This window comes from Salegentibacter flavus, assembly GCF_900115145.1.
GTDB lineage: Bacteria > Bacteroidota > Bacteroidia > Flavobacteriales > Flavobacteriaceae > Salegentibacter > Salegentibacter flavus.
Map to the genome: position 1 here is coordinate 143,428 of NZ_FOVL01000001.1, position 18,765 is coordinate 162,192.

Here is an 18,765-nt window from a genome sequence, read left to right on the forward strand (position 1 = left end):
ATTTATGGCTGAAGCAAAAACAATGCGATTAAACAAAGTTTTACGTGAATTCAATATTTCGTTAGACCGGGCTGTGGAATTTCTTAATTCCAAAGGTCACGATATTGAGGCGCGTCCTACTACTAAGATCTCCCCTGAGATTTATCAGGTGCTGTCTGATGAATTCGAAACCGATAAAAGTAAGAAAGTAGCTTCAAAAGAAGTCGGTGAAGAAAAGCGTAAAGAAAAGGAAGAGCTGCGTATAGCCCGCGAAAAAGAGCAGGAAGAGAAGCGCAAGCTTGAAGAAGACAAAGAGAAAGAGCGGGAGAAGGAAGAGGTGATTTCTTCTAAAGCTAAGCTTGCCGGCCCTAAAAAAGTAGGTAAGATAGATCTTGATAAAAAGTCTGAAGCTCCTAAAAAAGAAGAACCTGCGAAGCCCGAAGAGCCCACCGGGAAGAAAGAGGAAGAGAAAGAAGAAAAGGTAGAAAAGAAAGAAGTAGAGAAACCTAAAGCGCAAAAAGCAGAAGAGAAGAAAGAGGAAGCCCAGCCCGAGCCTATTCAGGAATCTAAACCTGCTGCTGAAGAAAAATCTCCAGAACCTGTTAAGGAAACACCAGCCAAGCCTGAAGAGGAAGAAGACTCTACAATTAGAACCAAATACACCAAGCTTAACGGACCTAATTTTACTGGTGAAAAAATAGATCTTTCTAAGTTTAAAAAGCCCGAAAAGAAAAAAGAAGATAAAAAAGCCGAAGACGATAAAAAAGATAAGCGCAAGAAGCGTCGTCGTCGTATAAGTAAGGATGCTAAACCCGGAGCTCCGGGCCAAACGGCTAGAAAAGGAGGAGCTGGTGCTGCTGCCGGAGGACGTAAACGCGCAAGGCCAATTTCAAAAGAAGAGCCTAGCGAAGAAGAAGTACAAAAGCAGGTACGTGAAACCCTTGAAAAACTTCAAGGTAAATCCGGAAAAGGAAAAGGGGCCAAATACCGTAGAGATAAAAGAGATCAACACCGCCAACGTTCAGAAGACGATTTGGCAGAACAGGAATCATCAAGTAAGGTGCTTAAGGTAACCGAGTTTGTTACGGTAAGTGAAGTCGCAACAATGATGGATGTTCCGGTGACTAAGGTTATTTCGGCCTGTATGTCGCTTGGAATGATGGTGACAATGAATCAGCGTCTTGATGCAGAAACACTTTCTATTGTAGCAGATGAATTTGGTTATGAAGTAGATTTCGTAACTGCAGATATTGAGGAAACAACCGAAGAGGTAGTTGAAAACCCTGAAGATCTTAAAGAAAGAGCGCCTATTGTAACCGTTATGGGTCACGTAGACCACGGTAAAACCTCCTTACTGGATTACATACGTAAAGAGAATGTTATCGCTGGTGAGAGTGGTGGGATTACCCAGCACATTGGAGCTTATAGCGTAGAGTTAAAGAATGGTGAAAGAATGACATTCCTGGATACTCCCGGTCACGAAGCCTTTACGGCGATGCGTGCTCGTGGTGCACAGGTAACAGATATTGCTATTATTGTAATCGCTGCAGATGATGATGTAATGCCACAAACAAAAGAGGCTATTTCTCACGCCCAGGCAGCGGGAGTTCCTATCGTGTTTGCCATAAATAAATCTGATCTTCCTACAGCAAACCCTGAAAAAATTAAAGAGAAATTAGCTGCAATGAATCTTCTTGTTGAAGACTGGGGAGGTAAAGTGCAGTCACACGATATTTCAGCAAAAACAGGAACCGGAGTTGAAGAATTGCTTGAAAAAGTACTTCTTGAAGCCGAAATACTGGAATTAAAAGCCAACCCTGATAAAATTGCAACCGGAACGGTTGTAGAATCCTATTTGGATAAAGGTAGAGGTTATGTATCCACAATCCTGGTACAAACAGGAACTCTTAAGATTGGAGATTATGTACTTGCTGGAAGACATAGTGGTAAGATTAAGGCGATGCACGATGAGCGTGGCCACGAAGTCAAAGAGGCCGGGCCTTCTACTCCCGTATCCATATTGGGGCTTGATGGAGCACCGCAGGCTGGTGATAAGTTCAAGGTAATGGCCGATGAGCGTGAAGCCAAAGACATTGCTGCCAAGCGTACTCAACTGCAACGTGAGCAATCTGTTAGAACACAGCGCCATATTACGCTTGATGAAATTGGGCGCCGAATTGCGTTAGGAGAATTTAAAGAACTTAATATTATACTGAAAGGTGATGTTGATGGATCTGTAGAGGCTCTTACCGATAGCTTCCTGAAACTGTCTACTGAAGAAATCCAGGTAAATATTATCCATAAAGGCGTAGGTGCTATTACAGAAAGTGATGTGCTGCTGGCTTCAGCATCTGATGCGGTTATTATCGGATTTAATGTAAGACCTGCCGGAAACGCCAGACAACTTGCCGATAAAGAGGAAATCGATATCAGAACTTATTCTATTATCTATGATGCGATCAATGATCTTAAAGATGCGATGGAGGGTATGCTTTCTCCAGAACTGAAAGAAGAGATAACCGGTACTGCTGAGATAAGAGAAACCTTCAAGATATCTAAAATTGGAACTATTGCTGGATGTATGGTTACTTCCGGTAAAATATACAGGAGTTCTAGAATTAGAATTATCCGTGATGGTGTAGTAATCTTTACTGGTGAGCTTTCTTCTCTGAAGCGATTCAAAGAAGATGTGAAAGAAGTTGCCAAAGGATACGATTGTGGTATGCAGGTGAAAAATTACAACGATATTAAAGAAGGCGATGTAATAGAAGCATTCCGTGAAGTTGAGGTGAAAAAGAAATTAAAATAACCTCCGGATTTAAGTATAAAAAAAGCTGTTTCGAAATACGAAACAGCTTTTTTTATGCTAAAATATTTTCTATTACCTCCGTGGTTTTGGAATAAATGCAGATGGGAATGTTTCTTTGATCTCTAATAAAGCCCGGTCGGCTTCAAGTCTGTTTCTGAAGTTTCCAACCCATACCTTATAATTAGGAGCTTCATAAGCGATTAATGAAGGATAGGAGTATTTGCTCCGGTATTCCTTTATAACCTCATTTGCCTTGCCGTTATCTCCATAGAATAATTGGATTTTATATCGGTCTCCAATTTCATTATTCTTGGTCATTTCGGCTTTTAATTCCAATAAAGTTTCAATTTTTTGATCCTGGGTTAAATTAATGGACCCTTCCTGTGCCTGGATTCCTGTGAAGGAAATTCCAGTGAGAATACAGGCCGTAAGTATTGATTTAAGATTTAAGATTCTCATATTTATTTATTTAAAACAAAAGTAAAATTAAATAACAGAAAGCACTGCGTTTTATTATTTAGAACTATTATAAATTAAGTGTTAACACGAATGTAACATTCCTCAACTCCACTTTAAGTATTACTTTTGTCCACCAAATTAAGGGTGCGAACACATTTTATTTGTTATTTTGCGTTAAAATATCGTGCCAAAATTTATACCTTAATTCAACTTTATAATATGAAAAAGGTGAAATACCGAAATTCAACTTCGCGATTGTGGCTCTTAAGTGTAGCTTTTTTTATTTCGTGTACTTTCCTGAGTTGGTCTCAGGAGGAGGCTGAGCAAGACGCCGATGCTGAAGTACAGGAAGAACAGGTAGAAGAAGCCGCGGCTTCCGGATTGGGTGATCCCGCTAATGGGAAATCCTTATTTAATTCACTTTGTGCGGCCTGCCATAAACCTTATTCTGAATCTATTGGGCCTGCGCTTAATGGGATTACCGAAAAACGGGATATGCAGTGGCTCTATCAATGGATTGAAAACAGCGCCGATCTTATCGCTAGTGGTGATGAGGAGGCTGTCGCAGTCTTTGAAGAGTATAACAATACTCCAATGCCTGGTTTTCCGCAGTTAAGCGAAGACGAAGTAAATGATATTCTGGCTTATGTGGAGCAGCCAAAACCCGAGCCTACAACTGCCGCCGCTGGAGAAGGTGCTACGCAGGGAGGTGATGGATCACAAGGAGGTATTTCCGTAAATGTAATTCTTGCTATCCTGGTGTTTGTTCTGGTTATGCTTCTTGTTGTCCTGTTCCTTGTGAATAAAACCCTCAAGAATTTCGCTGAAGCTTCTGGAGTTGTTGTGCCTGAAAAACCTAAAAGAAAACCGCTTTGGAAAGCCTTTGTAGAGAATCAATTCCTGGTTCTTGTGACTTCGATTGTTGTTTTGCTTGCAGTAGGTTATTTTGCTTACGGTTGGTTTATGCAGGTTGGAGTGGATCAATCCTATCAGCCAATTCAGCCAATTCACTATTCTCATAAAATTCATGCTGGCGATAACCAGATTGATTGTAAATATTGTCACTCTTCTGCCAGAACTTCCAAGCAGGCGGGAATTCCTTCCCTTAATGTTTGTATGAATTGTCATAAAACTATTTCTGAAGTTGCTCCTGAAACCGCAACCATAGAACATTCAAAAGAATTCTATGATGGTGAGATCGCAAAACTGTATGATGCAGTTGGATGGGATCCTTCTACGCAGTCTTATTCTGGGGAAACCCAGCCTGTTAAATGGGTAAGAATTCATAATCTCCCAGACTTTGCTTACTTTAACCACTCTCAACACGTTACCGTTGGTGGAGTTCAGTGTCAGACATGTCACGGTCCAATCCAGGAGATGGAAGTGGTTTATCAGGATGCGCCCCTTACAATGGGATGGTGTGTAAATTGTCACCGCGATACTAAAGTTAAAATGGAAGGCAATGAGTATTACGAGAAAATTCATGAGGAATTATCTAAGAAGTACGGGGTAGAAGAATTGAGCGTAGCTCAAATGGGTGGTCTTGAATGTGCCAAGTGTCACTATTAAAAATATATTCCCGCAGTGCGGGGTTTAATTTCGAAGTTAATATCTAGATATATATATGTCATCAAACAAAAAATACTGGAAAAGTGTTGAAGAGCTAAATGAAAATAGCTCTGTTGTTGAGACACTCCAACAAAAAGAATTTACAGAAGAAATTCCCGTGGATGAGTTTTTAGGGGATAAGGACTCTCTTGAAAGTTCTAAAACTTCACGTAGGGATTTCCTAAAATATGTTGGGTTTAGTACCGCAGCTGCTTCTTTGGCTGCTTGTGAAGGGCCTGTTATTAAATCTATTCCTTATGTGGTGCAACCGGAGCGCATTGTTCCCGGGGTAGCTAATTACTACGCCTCTACCATCGCCGATGGTTTTGATTTTGCCAGCGTATTAGTGAAGACCCGTGAGGGGAGACCTATAAAAATTGAAAATAATGACCTTTCAGTAGCGAAGAGTGGTAGTAATGCACGTGTTCATGCTTCTGTATTGTCTTTATATGATACTGAGCGTGTTAAGCGCCCAATGATAGAGGGAAGGAATGTTTCCTGGGAAGAATTTGATCGTGAGGTTAAAGCTGAGCTGGAAAATGTGAATGGAGAAATCGTGTTGCTGACACAAACCTTTGCCAGTCCTTCAACTACGAAACTTATTGAGGATTTCTCTTCAAAATATCCAAATGTACGCCACGTAGTTTATGATACCGTTTCTGAAGATGCTGCTCTTAATGCATTTCAGGCGAAATTTGGAAAGCGTGCCTTGCCAAATTATGATTTTTCAAAAGCTGAAACCATTGTTTCTGTAGGAGCCGATTTCCTTGGTGACTGGCACGGTGGTGGTTATGATGCAGGTTATGCTAAAGGGCGTGTTCCCGAAAATGGAAAAATGTCCCGTCATATTCAGTTTGAAGCAAATATGACCTTATCTGGTGCAAATGCCGATAAGCGTGTGCCGGTTAAACCGTCACAGCAAAAAGCCATTCTGGCTGCACTTTATGGTTATATTGCCGGTGGTTCTTCTACCAGTAATCTTTCTGGTGCTGTTGATGATGCAGTTGTGAAAGCTGCGAGCCAGTTAAGGAAAGCAGGAAGTGGCGGAGTAGTAGTATCAGGTATTCCTGATAACGATGCTCAGACTCTTGTTCTTGCAATTAATGAGGCTCTTGGGAGTGAGGTTATGGATGCCGCTAATCCAAGAATGATTCGTCAGGGGAATGCACAGGCCGTAACAGAGCTTGTAGATAATATGAAAAGCGGGAATGTGGGAGCCTTGCTTATGGCTGGTGTTAATCCTGCCTATAGCTTGCCTGATTCTTTGGGATTTGCCGAAGCATTAAAAAATACTCCTGTTACTGTTTCTTTCAGCTTAAAACCAGATGAAACTGCACTACTTTCTAAATATGTTGCTGCTGTTCCTCACTATCTTGAGAGCTGGGGAGATATACAATACACAGAGCAGGATTTCAGCCTAATGCAACCAACAATTAAGCCTTTATTTGACACTCGTCAATTTCAGGATTGCTTGCTTCGTTGGATTGATAATGATCAATCTTACTACGAATATTTAAAAGAAACCTGGGCTGGTGGTTTTGGAGACAAATCCTGGACCGATGCGTTACACGATGGAACTTTTAAAGCAACTTCACCGGTATCGGTAGAGACTGCTAATGAAGTGGCGAGCGTAAATGTTTCTTCAGCTGCCAGAAACCTGGCTAATGCTGAAGAAATTAATGGTCTTGAGCTTAGTCTCTTTACTAATACTGCCATTGGAGATGGTCAACAAGCCAATAACCCATGGTTACAGGAATTACCAGATCCTATAACCCGGGCCTGCTGGGATAATTATCTTACTGTATCTAAAGCCGATGCAGAGGAGCTTGGTCTTGTTAACGAACATGTTTCTAACGGTGCCTTAAATGGTAGTTACGTAAACATTAAATTAGGTGAAACCACAGTTAAGAATGTGCCGGTTATGATTCAGCCGGGACAGGCTAAAGGTTCAGTAGGACTTGCGCTGGGTTATGGTAAAAAGGAGGCTATCCAGGAAGAAATGAAGGTAGGAATAAATGCTTATTCCCTTTATAAAGATTTTAGTTCTGTGCAGAGTATCAGTCTTGAAAAAGCTCCTGGTATGCACGAATTTGCATCTGTACAGTTGCATAATACCCTTATGGGGAGAGGAGATATCATCAAGGAAACCACCCTTGAGATCTTCAACACAAAAGATGCTGACGTTTGGAATAAAGTTCCTAATGTATCTTTAGATCACATTGAAAAACCTGTAACCTCCCCCGAAGTTGATATGTGGGAAGGTTTTGACAGGAGTATTGGGCATCATTTTAATCTTTCTATAGACTTAAATTCTTGTACTGGGTGTGGGGCTTGTGTGATTGCCTGCCACGCCGAGAACAACGTTCCTGTTGTTGGAAAAAGCGAGGTGAGAAGATCGCGTGATATGCACTGGCTAAGGATTGACCGTTATTATTCTTCTGAAGATAACTTCAGAGATGATCTTGAGAAGAAGAATAATATTTCTGGCCTTGGTAGTTCTCTTTCAGAATTCAAAGAGATGGAAGAGCCTGCAGATAATCCGCAAGTGGTATTCCAGCCGGTAATGTGTCAGCATTGTAACCACGCGCCTTGTGAAACCGTTTGCCCTGTAGCGGCAACTTCGCACGGTCGCCAGGGACAAAATCAAATGATCTATAACCGTTGTGTAGGTACTCGTTACTGTGCCAACAACTGTCCTTATAAAGTACGTCGTTTCAACTGGTTTGATTATTCCCAGAACGATGAGTTTGATTATCATATGAATAATGATTTAGGTCGTATGGTGCTTAATCCAGATGTTACCGTTCGTTCCAGAGGGGTAATGGAAAAATGTTCTATGTGTATTCAGAAGACGCAAAAAACAATCCTTGATGCAAAACGTGAGGGTCGTGAGATAAAAGACGGGGAATTCCATACCGCTTGTTCTGCAGCCTGTGATAAAGGAGCAATGGTGTTTGGGGATATTAATGATGAGAGTGCTGAGATTGTGAAGAAGCGAGAAGATGACAGGATGTATCACCTGTTGGAATATGTAGGTACCAAGCCAAATGTGATGTACCAGACAAAAATCAGGAATACCACTGAAGCTTAATAAAATCAACTATTAAAGAAATCAATTTAAAAAGGATATGTCTCATTACGAAGCACCTATACGAAAGCCTTTAGTTACCGGGGATAAGAGCTACCACGATGTTACTGTGGATGTAGCCGCACCGGTTGAAGGAAGGGCTAATAAAACCTGGTGGATTGTATTTTCTATTGCATTTGTCGCCTTTCTTTGGGGTACGGGTAGTATCATATATACTATTTCTACAGGTATTGGAACCTGGGGTCTTAATAAAACCGTGGGTTGGGCCTGGGATATCACCAACTTTGTATGGTGGGTAGGTATTGGTCACGCCGGGACGCTTATTTCGGCGGTTCTTTTGCTTTTCCGTCAGAAATGGAGAATGGCTATTAACCGCTCTGCTGAAGCGATGACTATTTTCTCTGTAATGCAGGCCGGTTTGTTCCCTTTAATTCACATGGGACGCCCATGGCTGGCTTATTGGGTACTCCCAATTCCTAACCAGTTCGGCTCGTTGTGGGTTAATTTTAACTCACCCCTGCTTTGGGATGTATTTGCGATTTCAACCTATTTATCGGTATCACTTGTATTCTGGTGGACAGGTTTACTACCTGACTTTGCGATGATACGTGATCGTGCAATTACTCCTTTTAATAAAAAAATCTACGGAATCTTAAGTTTTGGTTGGAGTGGACGTGCTAAAGACTGGCAGCGTTTTGAAGAAGTATCTCTGGTGCTTGCCGGTTTGGCAACTCCTCTGGTACTTTCTGTGCACACTATCGTATCTTTTGACTTTGCTACTTCGGTAATCCCGGGATGGCACACCACGATCTTCCCTCCTTACTTCGTGGCGGGAGCGATCTTCTCTGGATTTGCAATGGTAAACACCTTGCTTATTATCATGAGAAAAGTGTCTAATTTGGAAGATTATATTACCATACAACATATTGAATTGATGAATATCGTGATTATGATCACTGGTTCTATTGTGGGTGTTGCTTACATCACCGAGCTGGTTATCGCATGGTATTCGGGAGTTGAATATGAGCAATATGCATTCCTTAATAGGGCTACCGGTCCATACGCCTGGGCTTATTGGGCGATGATGACCTGTAATGTGTTCTCTCCTCAATTTATGTGGTTTAAGAAGCTAAGAACAAGTATTATGTTCTCGTTCTTTATCTCTATTGTTGTAAATATTGGGATGTGGTTTGAACGTTTTGTAATTATTGTGACCTCCCTTCACCGTGATTACTTACCTTCTTCCTGGACTATGTTCTCTCCTACTTTTGTAGATATAGGAATTTTTATTGGTACTATTGGATTCTTTTTCATGTTGTTCCTGCTTTATGCCCGTTCTTTCCCAGTGATCGCACAGGCTGAAGTTAAAACTATTCTGAAAGCTTCAGGAGAAAAATACAAGAAATTGAGAGCCGAGCATGGGGACGATGTAAAACACTACGACCCTATCGTGAGAGAGCCTGTTTCTAATACTGAAGAAGGAATTCATAAAAAAGTACAGGATACTGAAGATTATGATGGAACAAGATATGATGATTCTCATAATGAAACCGTAAATGTTGATGGTCTTGTTATTTCAGAAGTTGTACGCGACCGGATTGATGCTATGCTGGATAGAATTGGAACCTTTAATCCGGAAACCCAGACTGCAGATGATCTTCAGAAATTAAAAGCCGTTGGACCTTTCCTTGAACAGCGTTTGCATCAGGTGGGAATTTACACCTATGTTCAGGTTGGTAATTTAACTCAGGACGATTTCGAATTGCTGGATGAAGTAATAGAAAACTTCCCGAATGCAACTCAAAGAGAAGACTGGATTGCGCAGGCAGGTAAACTAAAAAACAAGTAATTAAGATGGCATCAAAAGTTATACACGCTATTTATAATGACGACGATGTGCTTCTACTGGCAGTAAAGCAGGTTCGTGAAGCCCGTTATCATATTGGTGAAATTTATACTCCGTTTCCGGTTCACGGTTTGGATAAGGCAATGGGACTTGCGCCAACAAGATTGGCCATTACCTCCTTTCTTTACGGGGTAGTTGGGCTTGTTGTTTCTATCTGGATGATGCAATTCATAATGATAGAAGACTGGCCACAGGATATTGGAGGTAAGCCCAGCTTTAGCTTTCTTCAAAATATGCCTGCATTTGTGCCTATTATGTTTGAATTAACGGTATTTTTTGCTGCTCACCTTATGGTGATCACTTTTTATATGAGAAGTAAATTATGGCCTTTTAAAATTGCTGAAAATCCTGATGTAAGAACTACCGATGACAAGTTCCTTATGGAAGTTGATGCAGCCAATCTCAATGTTGATGATCTTTCGGATTTCCTTTATAAAACCGGAGCATCAGAAATTAAAATAATTGATAATAAATAGACAAAATGAGAAGTTTTTTCCATAAATCTATAGTATTGTTTCTTCTGACCGGCTTAGTGGTATCCTGTGCCGATAAGGAGCGACCTAATTACCAATTTATGTCTAATACAGACATGTACGAACCGATTGGTTATGAAGCTTATGGTGAATACGATATTTTTCCCGGTGGCCAATCTGCTATGGATCCTGTAGAAGGTACTGTAGCCCGCGGGTGGAAGCCGTATGAATATGAGAATACTCCCGACGGAAGTTCACAGGCAAAAACCGAACTTGAAAATCCGCTGCCTTATACCGAGGAGCACTTAACCGAAGGAAAAGAATTATATACTATTTATTGTGCTGTGTGCCACGGCGATGCAGGTGATGGACAGGGGATTCTTGCTGAAAGAGAAAAAATTCTTGGGGTTCCTTCTTACGATGATGTGGGAAGAGCAATCACTGAAGGTAGTGTATATCATGTTATCTACTACGGACTTAACTCAATGGGCTCTTATGCTTCTCAAATCGATGAAAAGGAGCGCTGGCAGATCACTCATTACGTAATGAATCTTAAAGATCAGTTGGAAGGAAACCCGGAACGAGAATATGAAGAAGTTGGACCTACCGTAAGTCCGGATGATCCCGATGTACAGGCGGCGCAGGAGAATGTTGGAGAAGGCACTGTTCTTACAGAAGAAGAAAGCAATAATTAAGAATAAAGTATTTAGATCTATAAATATGTACACGCTATCCAGTAAATTAAAGTTAACAGCAATTATTTTCGTAATTGTTGGTGCCATAGGTCTCGTTATAGGATTTTTGCAAGCACCATCAGACCTTGATGATGTTAGGGAAATGTTGGCTGCGGAAGAACATCATGCTGAACCGGCTGAAAGCACCCTTGTGGAAGCCGATTTTGCAAAAGCAGAACATGACATGTTATTAGAAGATGAAGCTGCCACTCACGGTGAAGAAGGGGCTGCATCTCATGATGACGAACATTTAGAGCATACATTGCACCAATTACAAAACAAACCTTGGGCTGCCGTTTACGTAGCAGCTTTCTTTTTCTTTATGATATCCTTAGGAGTACTGGCTTTTTATGCAGTTCAGTATGCTGCACAGGCCGGATGGTCTCCAGTATTATTCAGAGTGATGGAAGCTATTACCGCCTATCTTGTTCCAGGCGGAATAATTTTGTTTGTACTATTAGTACTTTCTGGAATGCATATGAACCACCTATTTATCTGGATGGATCCTGAAGTTGTAGAAAACGATGCCATAATAAGAAATAAATCAAGTTATCTTAATGTACCGTTTTTCTTAATTAGAGCAGCTATTTACCTAGGAGGTTGGTTTATCTTCAGACATTTTCTGGTTAGAAATTCAAGAAGACTTGATGAGGCCACAGATAATTATTATTTCAAGAAAAACTTTAAACTTGCTGCAGGCTTCCTTGTATTCTTCATAGTTTCTGAATCTATGATGTCCTGGGATTGGATAATGAGTCTTGACCCACACTGGTTTAGCACCTTATTTGGATGGTACGTATTTGCAAGCTTGTTTGTTTCTGGAATCACTGTGATTGCCTTAATAAGCATTTATCTTAAATCAAGAGGCTACCTTCCTTTTGTAAATGATAGTCATATTCATGATCTGGCTAAGTTTATGTTCGGGATGAGTATTTTCTGGACCTATCTATGGTTCTCTCAGTTTATGCTTATCTGGTATTCCAATATCCCTGAAGAAGTTGTATACTTCATAAGCCGGATTGAAAATTACTCACTGCCGTTTTTCGGGATGGTGGCACTTAATTTTATATTCCCGTTATTAATGTTGATGAACAGCGACTATAAACGTGTTAATTGGTTTGTGGTTTTAACCGGAATTGTTATTCTGGTTGGGCATTACGTGAATGTATTTGTGATGATAATGCCTGCCACCGTTGGTGAATCATGGTTTATTGGACTTCCTGAAATAAGTGCAGTTTTATTATTTGCAGGATTGTTTATTTTTGTGGTTTTCAACGCGCTATCCAAAGCTCCGTTATTAGCTAAAAGGAACCCGTTCATAAAAGAAAGTGAACACTTCCATTATTAATAAAAAGATTGATTGTTTAAAGAAGAAATTATAAAATGACCGTATTCTTAGTAATAATTGCACTTGCACTTCTTGCCGTAACCGGATGGCAATTATCGAAGATTTTTGAACTCTCCAAAGGGCCGGGTGCAGATTCAACCCAAATTGCCAACGATAACGACAATCGGAAGCAAGCCAGGTATATGCTGTGGTTCATGATCTTTATCTATGTTGGAATGGCATATAGCTTCTGGAAATGGAGTAAACTTTATCTTCCCGAAGCTGCATCAGATCATGGTAGTCAGGTAGACACTCTTATGTTTATTTCCATTGCTATCATTATGATAGTTCAGGTGTTGACTCAGGCACTACTGCACTGGTTCGCTTATAAATACCAGGGAAAAAAAGGAAATAAAGCCTTGTTCTTTGCCGATAATGATAAGCTTGAATTTATCTGGACTATTATCCCGGTAATTACCCTTGCAGGATTAATTATTTACGGATTGTTTACCTGGTCTGATATTATGAATATCGATGAGGACAGTGATCCCATAGTTATTGAAATCTATGCAAAACAATTTAGCTGGCAGGCGCGTTATGCAGGAGAAGACAATACTCTTGGTAAAGCGAATGTGAGATTTATAGAAGGTAGAAACAATGTAGGTCTTGACGAAAGTGACCCTTATGGGGAGGATGACAAGATTACGACTGTATTACACCTTCCGGTAAATAAACCTGTTCTCTTTAAATTCAGGTCTCAGGATGTGTTACATTCTGCTTATTTCCCACACTTCCGTGCTCAGATGAACGTGGTGCCCGGTATGGTTACCCAGTTCGGCTTTTCGCCAACCATTACTACTGAAGAAATGAGAGATAGTGAGTATATGGTAGATAAAGTTCAAACCATAAACGAAATCAGAAAGGATAATAGCGAAAAACTAAGGGCTGAGGGTGAAATGCCGCTCGATCCTTATGAATTCGACTATTTTATTGCCTGTAATAAGATTTGTGGAGAAGCTCACTACAATATGCAAATGAAGATCATAGTTGAAACTGAAGAAGAGTACAACGCATGGTTGAGCGAGCAGTCTACTTTCGGGGAATTCATGGATAATTAAACACAACATTAAAAGAATATACTTTAAGATATGTCAGCATTAGCAACAGCACCGGCTCAGGATCATCACGACGATCATGGACATCATCATAAACAATCTTTCATTACTAAATATATATTTAGTACAGACCATAAGATGATCTCTAAACAATACCTTATTACAGGTATAATAATGGGGATCGTAGGTATTATGATGTCTGTTTTATTCCGTATGCAACTAGCCTGGCCAGAAGAGTCCTTCGCTATCTTCGAAGCTCTTTTAGGTAAATGGGCTCCAGATGGAGTAATGACCCCTTCTATATACCTTGCCCTTGTTACTATCCATGGGACTATTATGGTATTTTTTGTATTAACCGCCGGATTAAGTGGAACCTTTAGTAACCTGCTTATTCCCCTGCAGATTGGAGCGCGTGATATGGCCTCAGGATTTCTCAATATGGTTTCCTACTGGTTATTCTTTGTGTCTTCGGTAATTATGTTGGCTTCCCTTTTTATAGAATCTGGGCCGGCAAATGCAGGTTGGACTATTTATCCTCCGCTTAGTGCTTTGCCACAGGCGATTGGAGGTTCAGGACTTGGGATGACACTTTGGTTGATTTCTTTGGCCATATTCATTGCTTCCTCCTTACTAGGTTCTCTTAACTACATCGTAACTGTTTTAAACCTAAGAACCAAGGGGATGTCCATGACAAGACTTCCACTTACTATCTGGGCATTTTTTGTAACAGCTATAATCGGGGTGGTTTCCTTCCCGGTACTATTATCGGCGGCCTTGTTGCTGATAATGGACCGTAGTTTCGGAACTTCATTCTTCCTTAGTGATATTTATATTTCAGGAGAGGTATTAAGTCACCAGGGTGGTTCTCCGGTATTGTTTGAACACCTTTTCTGGTTCCTTGGTCACCCTGAAGTTTATATCGTAATCTTACCTGCAATGGGTATTGTTTCTGAAGTTATGGCTACCAATGCCCGTAAACCTATTTTTGGTTACCGTGCGATGGTTGCTTCCATACTAGCGATTGCATTCCTTTCCACAATTGTATGGGGTCACCATATGTTTGTATCAGGGATGAACCCGTTCCTTGGATCGGTATTTACTTTTACAACTTTGCTTATCGCGATCCCTTCAGCAGTGAAAGCCTTTAACTGGATTACCACCTTATGGAAAGGTAATCTACAGATGAATCCTGCAATGTTATTTTCTATCGGTTTTGTATCTACTTTTATCACCGGAGGTTTAACAGGTATTATCCTTGGGGATTCTACCCTTGATATTAACGTACACGATACTTATTTCGTAATTGCCCACTTCCACCTGGTAATGGGTATATCTGCCATCTACGGACTTCTGGCCGGGGTTTACCACTGGTTCCCTAAGATGTTTGGCCGTATGATGAATAAAAATATGGGTTACGTTCACTTCTGGATTACCGCTGTGGGTGCCTACGGAGTTTTCTTCCCGATGCACTTTATTGGACTGGCCGGATTGCCAAGACGTTATTATACCAACACCGCCTTCCCATATTTTGATGATCTTGCAGATGTAAATGTGATCATAACAATTTTTGCACTTATCACTGCAGCCGTTCAGGTGCTGTTTCTATGGAATTTCTTTGCTTCCATTTTCTACGGAAGAAAAGCAACACAAAACCCATGGAATGCTACTACCCTGGAATGGACTACTCCGGTAGAACACATCCACGGGAACTGGCCTGGAGAGATCCCATATGTATACCGTTGGCCTTATGACTATAGTAAGACCAATGAAGACGGTGAATATGTGATTAAAGGACAGGATTTTGTTCCGCAGAATATACCACTTCAGGAAAATGAAGAAGAATTGAATCATTAAGGATCAAATATTTTTTCCTTAAGTGACTTAAAAACCTCCGGATGATCTCCGGAGGTTTTTTTGTTTAAACACCTAAATACTTTTTATTTTTAAGATCATACCCCTTGTTTTTTTAGGGATCTTTTAGCACTTTTGGGGATAATCCCTGAATATCATTAAAAATGAATAGAAAATTACTCCTCGCCTTTTTAATTTTTCCTCTTTTTGTTTTTGGCCAACAACTCGATATGTCTTTAGTCAAAAACATGGAGCCGCGCAATATTGGTCCTGCCGGAATGAGTGGGAGAATAACCGCCATTGATGCCGTAACCTCTAATCCTGATATAATTTATGCTGGTTCGGCATCGGGTGGATTGTGGAAATCAACTTCAGGCGGAGTAAATTGGGACCCTGTTTTTGACGATGAGGAAACTGCTTCAATTGGTGCTGTTGCCATTCAGCAATCCAATCCTTCTGTTGTTTGGGTTGGCACCGGTGAAGGAAACCCCAGGAATAGTCTTAATGGTGGCGCCGGAATATATAAATCCCTTGATGGCGGTAAATCATGGGAAAGAATGGGCCTTGAGAATACCCGGCACATTCATCGGGTTATTATAGATCCCACTAAACCAAACACTGTTTTTGCAGGAGCTATTGGGTCTCCCTGGGGAGAACATGAAGAACGCGGCGTTTACAAAACCACAGACGGCGGAAAAACCTGGGAAAAGATTTTATACACCAATGAAAAATCAGGTGTAGCTGAACTTGTTATGGATCCCCAGAATCCTAATAAACTTTTTGCTGCCATGTGGGAGCACAAAAGGGAACCCTGGTTCTTTAATTCCGGTGGGCCTGGTTCAGGTTTGTATGTTACTTACGATGGTGGTGAAAACTGGAAAGAAATAACTGAAGAAAATGGTTTGCCAAAAGGGGAACTCGGCCGGATGGGTCTTGCCATAGCACCCGGCAAGCCCGAAGTAGTTTACGCCTATGTTGAGGCAAAAAAGAATGGGTTGTACAAATCTGAAGATGGAGGTGAAAACTGGAAATTGGTCAATGATGATATGGCCGAAATTGGAAACCGCCCTTTTTATTATGCTGAAATATACGTTGCACCCAATAACGAAAACCGTATTTACAGCATATTTACTTTTGTAAATGTTTCTGAAGACGGAGGAAAAAGCTTCGAAGAATTGATGCCTGCCTACGGCGCTGATAATGGTATACATCCCGATCACCACGCCTGGTACATTCATCCTGAAAACCCTGATTTTATGATTGATGGAAATGACGGGGGCTTAAATATTACCCGGGATGGTGGTGAAACCTGGTATTTTGCCGAGAATATTCCTGTAGGTCAGTTCTACCATGTAGCAGTGGATAACGAAACTCCTTATAATGTTTATGGCGGAATGCAGGATAATGGAAGCTGGAAAGGGCCCGGCTATGTTTGGAAATCCCAGGGGATCAGGAATTCCTACTGGCAGGAGATTTCTTTTGGTGACGGTTTTGATGTAGTCCCCGATCCCGATGACAGTCGCTATGGCTGGTCTATGAGTCAGCAGGGGAATGTGGGGAGATATGATTCTGAAACCGGCAACAATTATGTGGTTAAACCTACCCATCCCGATCCCGATGTGGAGCTTCGTTACAATTGGGATTCGGCAATAAATATCGATCCTTTTGATAATAACACCCTCTACTTCGGAAGTCAGTTTGTGCATAAATCAACCGACAAAGGATTAACCTGGGAGGTGATCTCTCCAGATCTAACCACCAATGATCCAGAAAAGCAAAACCAGATGGAGAGTGGTGGCTTAACAATTGATGCCACCGGAGCAGAAAACCATACTACCCTTTTAGTAATAGAACCATCTTCCGTAGAAAAGGATATGATCTGGACAGGATCTGATGACGGAAAAGTTTTTTATACCCAGAACGGCGGTGAAGACTGGATCGAGGTTTCCGGCAATTTGAGAGGATTGCCAGAAGGAAGTTGGATCGAACAAATTCAAGCTTCTAACAAAAATAAAGGAGAAGCGCTTCTGGTGGCTAACAATTATAGAAGAGATGATTACACGCCTTATGTTTACCGCACCCGTAATTATGGAAAAAGTTGGGAAAGGATAGTTGATGAGGAAGATGTAATTAGTTTTGCTCTCTCTGTCGTAGAAGATCCTGAAGAAGAAAACCTCCTATTTCTTGGGACAGATGATGGCCTTTATGTTTCCATAGATGCCGGGGAGAACTGGGAAAAATGGACTAATGGTTTTCCAACTGTACCCGTAAAAGATATGGTGATCCATCCACGAGAACATGACCTGGTTATTGGCACCTTCGGAAGGTCTTTCTGGATACTTGATGATATAAGACCTCTTCGTGAAATAGCCAGGAACAAAGCTATGTTCACCAATTTAAAGGAAGAAGAGCCAAAGCTTCAGGTTTTCCCATCTCCCACTGCTTATCTTGCCGCTAACCAGCAGCCCTCAGGAAGTCGTTTTCCTGCTGACGCCATGTTTAGCGGTGAAAACCGTGGTAGGAGTGCAAAGATCTCTTATTTTATTAATCCTAAGATTGGGGAAAAAGAAGAAGCTTCAGAAGAAGAAACTGAGGAAAAGGAAAAAGGCAAAACAGCTTCAGTATGGGATACTATTAGCCTGCAGGTTTATGATGGGTCAAGGTTAATCCGAACGTTGAAAAAAGAAGCTCCCGATTCTACAGGAATTTATAAAATGTCCTGGTCTATGGATGAAAAAGGCCCCGATTCACCTTCCCGAAAAATCATAGACTCCAAGGATGAACCCGGAGGGGTTTCTGTAAAACCAGGTACGTATCGGGTGGTAATAAGCTATGGTGAATTGGAATCGGAAGGGGAGATAAGTGTAGAAACCGATCCTCGCCTGGATATTTCTGAAAAGGCTGTTTCCGAAAAGTATGAAGCTAAAAAGGAGTTGGAAGAAATGTCACAGGTGGCAGCTGATGCTGTAAAGCAATTGGTTCAAAGCAAAAATACCGCAGAGGAATTTCAGGAGAAACTAAAAAAAGAGGATGAGAAAAAGTTTAAAACCGAAATTGAAGCTTCAAAAGCCATTGTTGATACCATTGAAACAAAAATTGCACTTTTCCTGGGGAAGGAAGATGAAAGACAAGGAATTGTTAGAAGCCGTGAAATGACGGTCCAAACAAGGCTAGGTATGGCGAGACAATATGTTAGCAGCCGTCCATCTGGCCTTACCTCAACCGAAAACACTTTAATTTCTCACGCTGAAGATGAATTACAAGAGGTATTACAGGAAATAAATTCATTTTTTGAGACTAAATGGCCCGAATACCGTTCGATAATGGAGCAGGTAGAGATATCACCGTTTAAGGAGATTAAATTATTTGAATTGGGAAAATAAGTTGAAAATTATCTAAACTAAAGCCTTTTCTTT

At 41.0% G+C, this 18,765-nt stretch carries 11 protein-coding genes; 10 read left to right on the plus strand and 1 reads right to left on the minus strand.

Translation table 11 applies throughout. The features are described from left to right. Positions 1-4: 4 nt before the first annotated feature. Positions 5-2,788, plus strand: a complete 2,784-nt coding sequence (gene infB / locus BM266_RS00735; RefSeq protein ID WP_093404621.1) for a translation initiation factor IF-2 — start codon at positions 5-7, stop codon at positions 2,786-2,788. Between the two features lie 72 nt (positions 2,789-2,860). Here infB and BM266_RS00740 read toward each other — a convergent pair whose 3' ends face one another. After that, entirely contained in the window at positions 2,861-3,247 is a 387-nt protein-coding gene (locus BM266_RS00740) for an SPOR domain-containing protein (RefSeq protein WP_093404624.1), read from the minus strand. 219 nt (positions 3,248-3,466) lie between these two features. On the opposite strand from BM266_RS00740, the gene BM266_RS00745 reads away from it, so the two are divergent. From BM266_RS00745 to BM266_RS00785, 9 genes are all read left to right on the plus strand, one after another. Then, positions 3,467-4,816 (plus strand): c-type cytochrome, encoded by a 1,350-nt coding sequence (locus tag BM266_RS00745; RefSeq protein ID WP_093404626.1) that lies wholly within the window; start codon positions 3,467-3,469, stop codon positions 4,814-4,816. A gap of 55 nt (positions 4,817-4,871) precedes the next feature. Continuing rightward, on the plus strand, positions 4,872-7,946 hold the full coding sequence (locus BM266_RS00750) for a TAT-variant-translocated molybdopterin oxidoreductase (RefSeq protein WP_093404630.1): 3,075 nt from the start codon (positions 4,872-4,874) through the stop codon (positions 7,944-7,946). Positions 7,947-7,983: 37 nt separating this feature from the next. Further along, positions 7,984-9,792, plus strand: coding sequence for an NrfD/PsrC family molybdoenzyme membrane anchor subunit (gene nrfD / locus BM266_RS00755; RefSeq protein WP_093404633.1), 1,809 nt, complete (start codon positions 7,984-7,986; stop codon positions 9,790-9,792). Between the two features lie 5 nt (positions 9,793-9,797). Continuing rightward, positions 9,798-10,325 (plus strand): DUF3341 domain-containing protein, encoded by a 528-nt coding sequence (locus BM266_RS00760; RefSeq protein WP_093404636.1) that lies wholly within the window; start codon positions 9,798-9,800, stop codon positions 10,323-10,325. A 5-nt stretch (positions 10,326-10,330) separates the two neighbouring features. Continuing rightward, positions 10,331-11,017 carry a c-type cytochrome gene (locus BM266_RS00765; RefSeq protein ID WP_093404638.1) on the plus strand — a complete coding sequence of 229 codons (687 nt, stop codon included), beginning with the start codon at positions 10,331-10,333 and terminating at the stop codon, positions 11,015-11,017. A gap of 25 nt (positions 11,018-11,042) precedes the next feature. Beyond that, complete coding sequence (locus BM266_RS00770; protein ID WP_093404641.1) at positions 11,043-12,404, plus strand: quinol:cytochrome C oxidoreductase; 1,362 nt, start codon at positions 11,043-11,045, stop codon at positions 12,402-12,404. Positions 12,405-12,439: 35 nt separating this feature from the next. Next, the gene (locus BM266_RS00775) at positions 12,440-13,501 is read left to right on the plus strand and encodes a cytochrome c oxidase subunit II (RefSeq protein ID WP_093404644.1); all 1,062 of its coding nucleotides are present in this window, start codon (positions 12,440-12,442) and stop codon (positions 13,499-13,501) included. Between the two features lie 30 nt (positions 13,502-13,531). Further along, positions 13,532-15,352, plus strand: coding sequence for a cytochrome c oxidase subunit I (locus BM266_RS00780; protein ID WP_093404646.1), 1,821 nt, complete (start codon positions 13,532-13,534; stop codon positions 15,350-15,352). A gap of 161 nt (positions 15,353-15,513) precedes the next feature. After that, positions 15,514-18,732, plus strand: a complete 3,219-nt coding sequence (locus BM266_RS00785) for a WD40/YVTN/BNR-like repeat-containing protein (protein WP_245760356.1) — start codon at positions 15,514-15,516, stop codon at positions 18,730-18,732. Positions 18,733-18,765 lie beyond the last annotated feature (33 nt).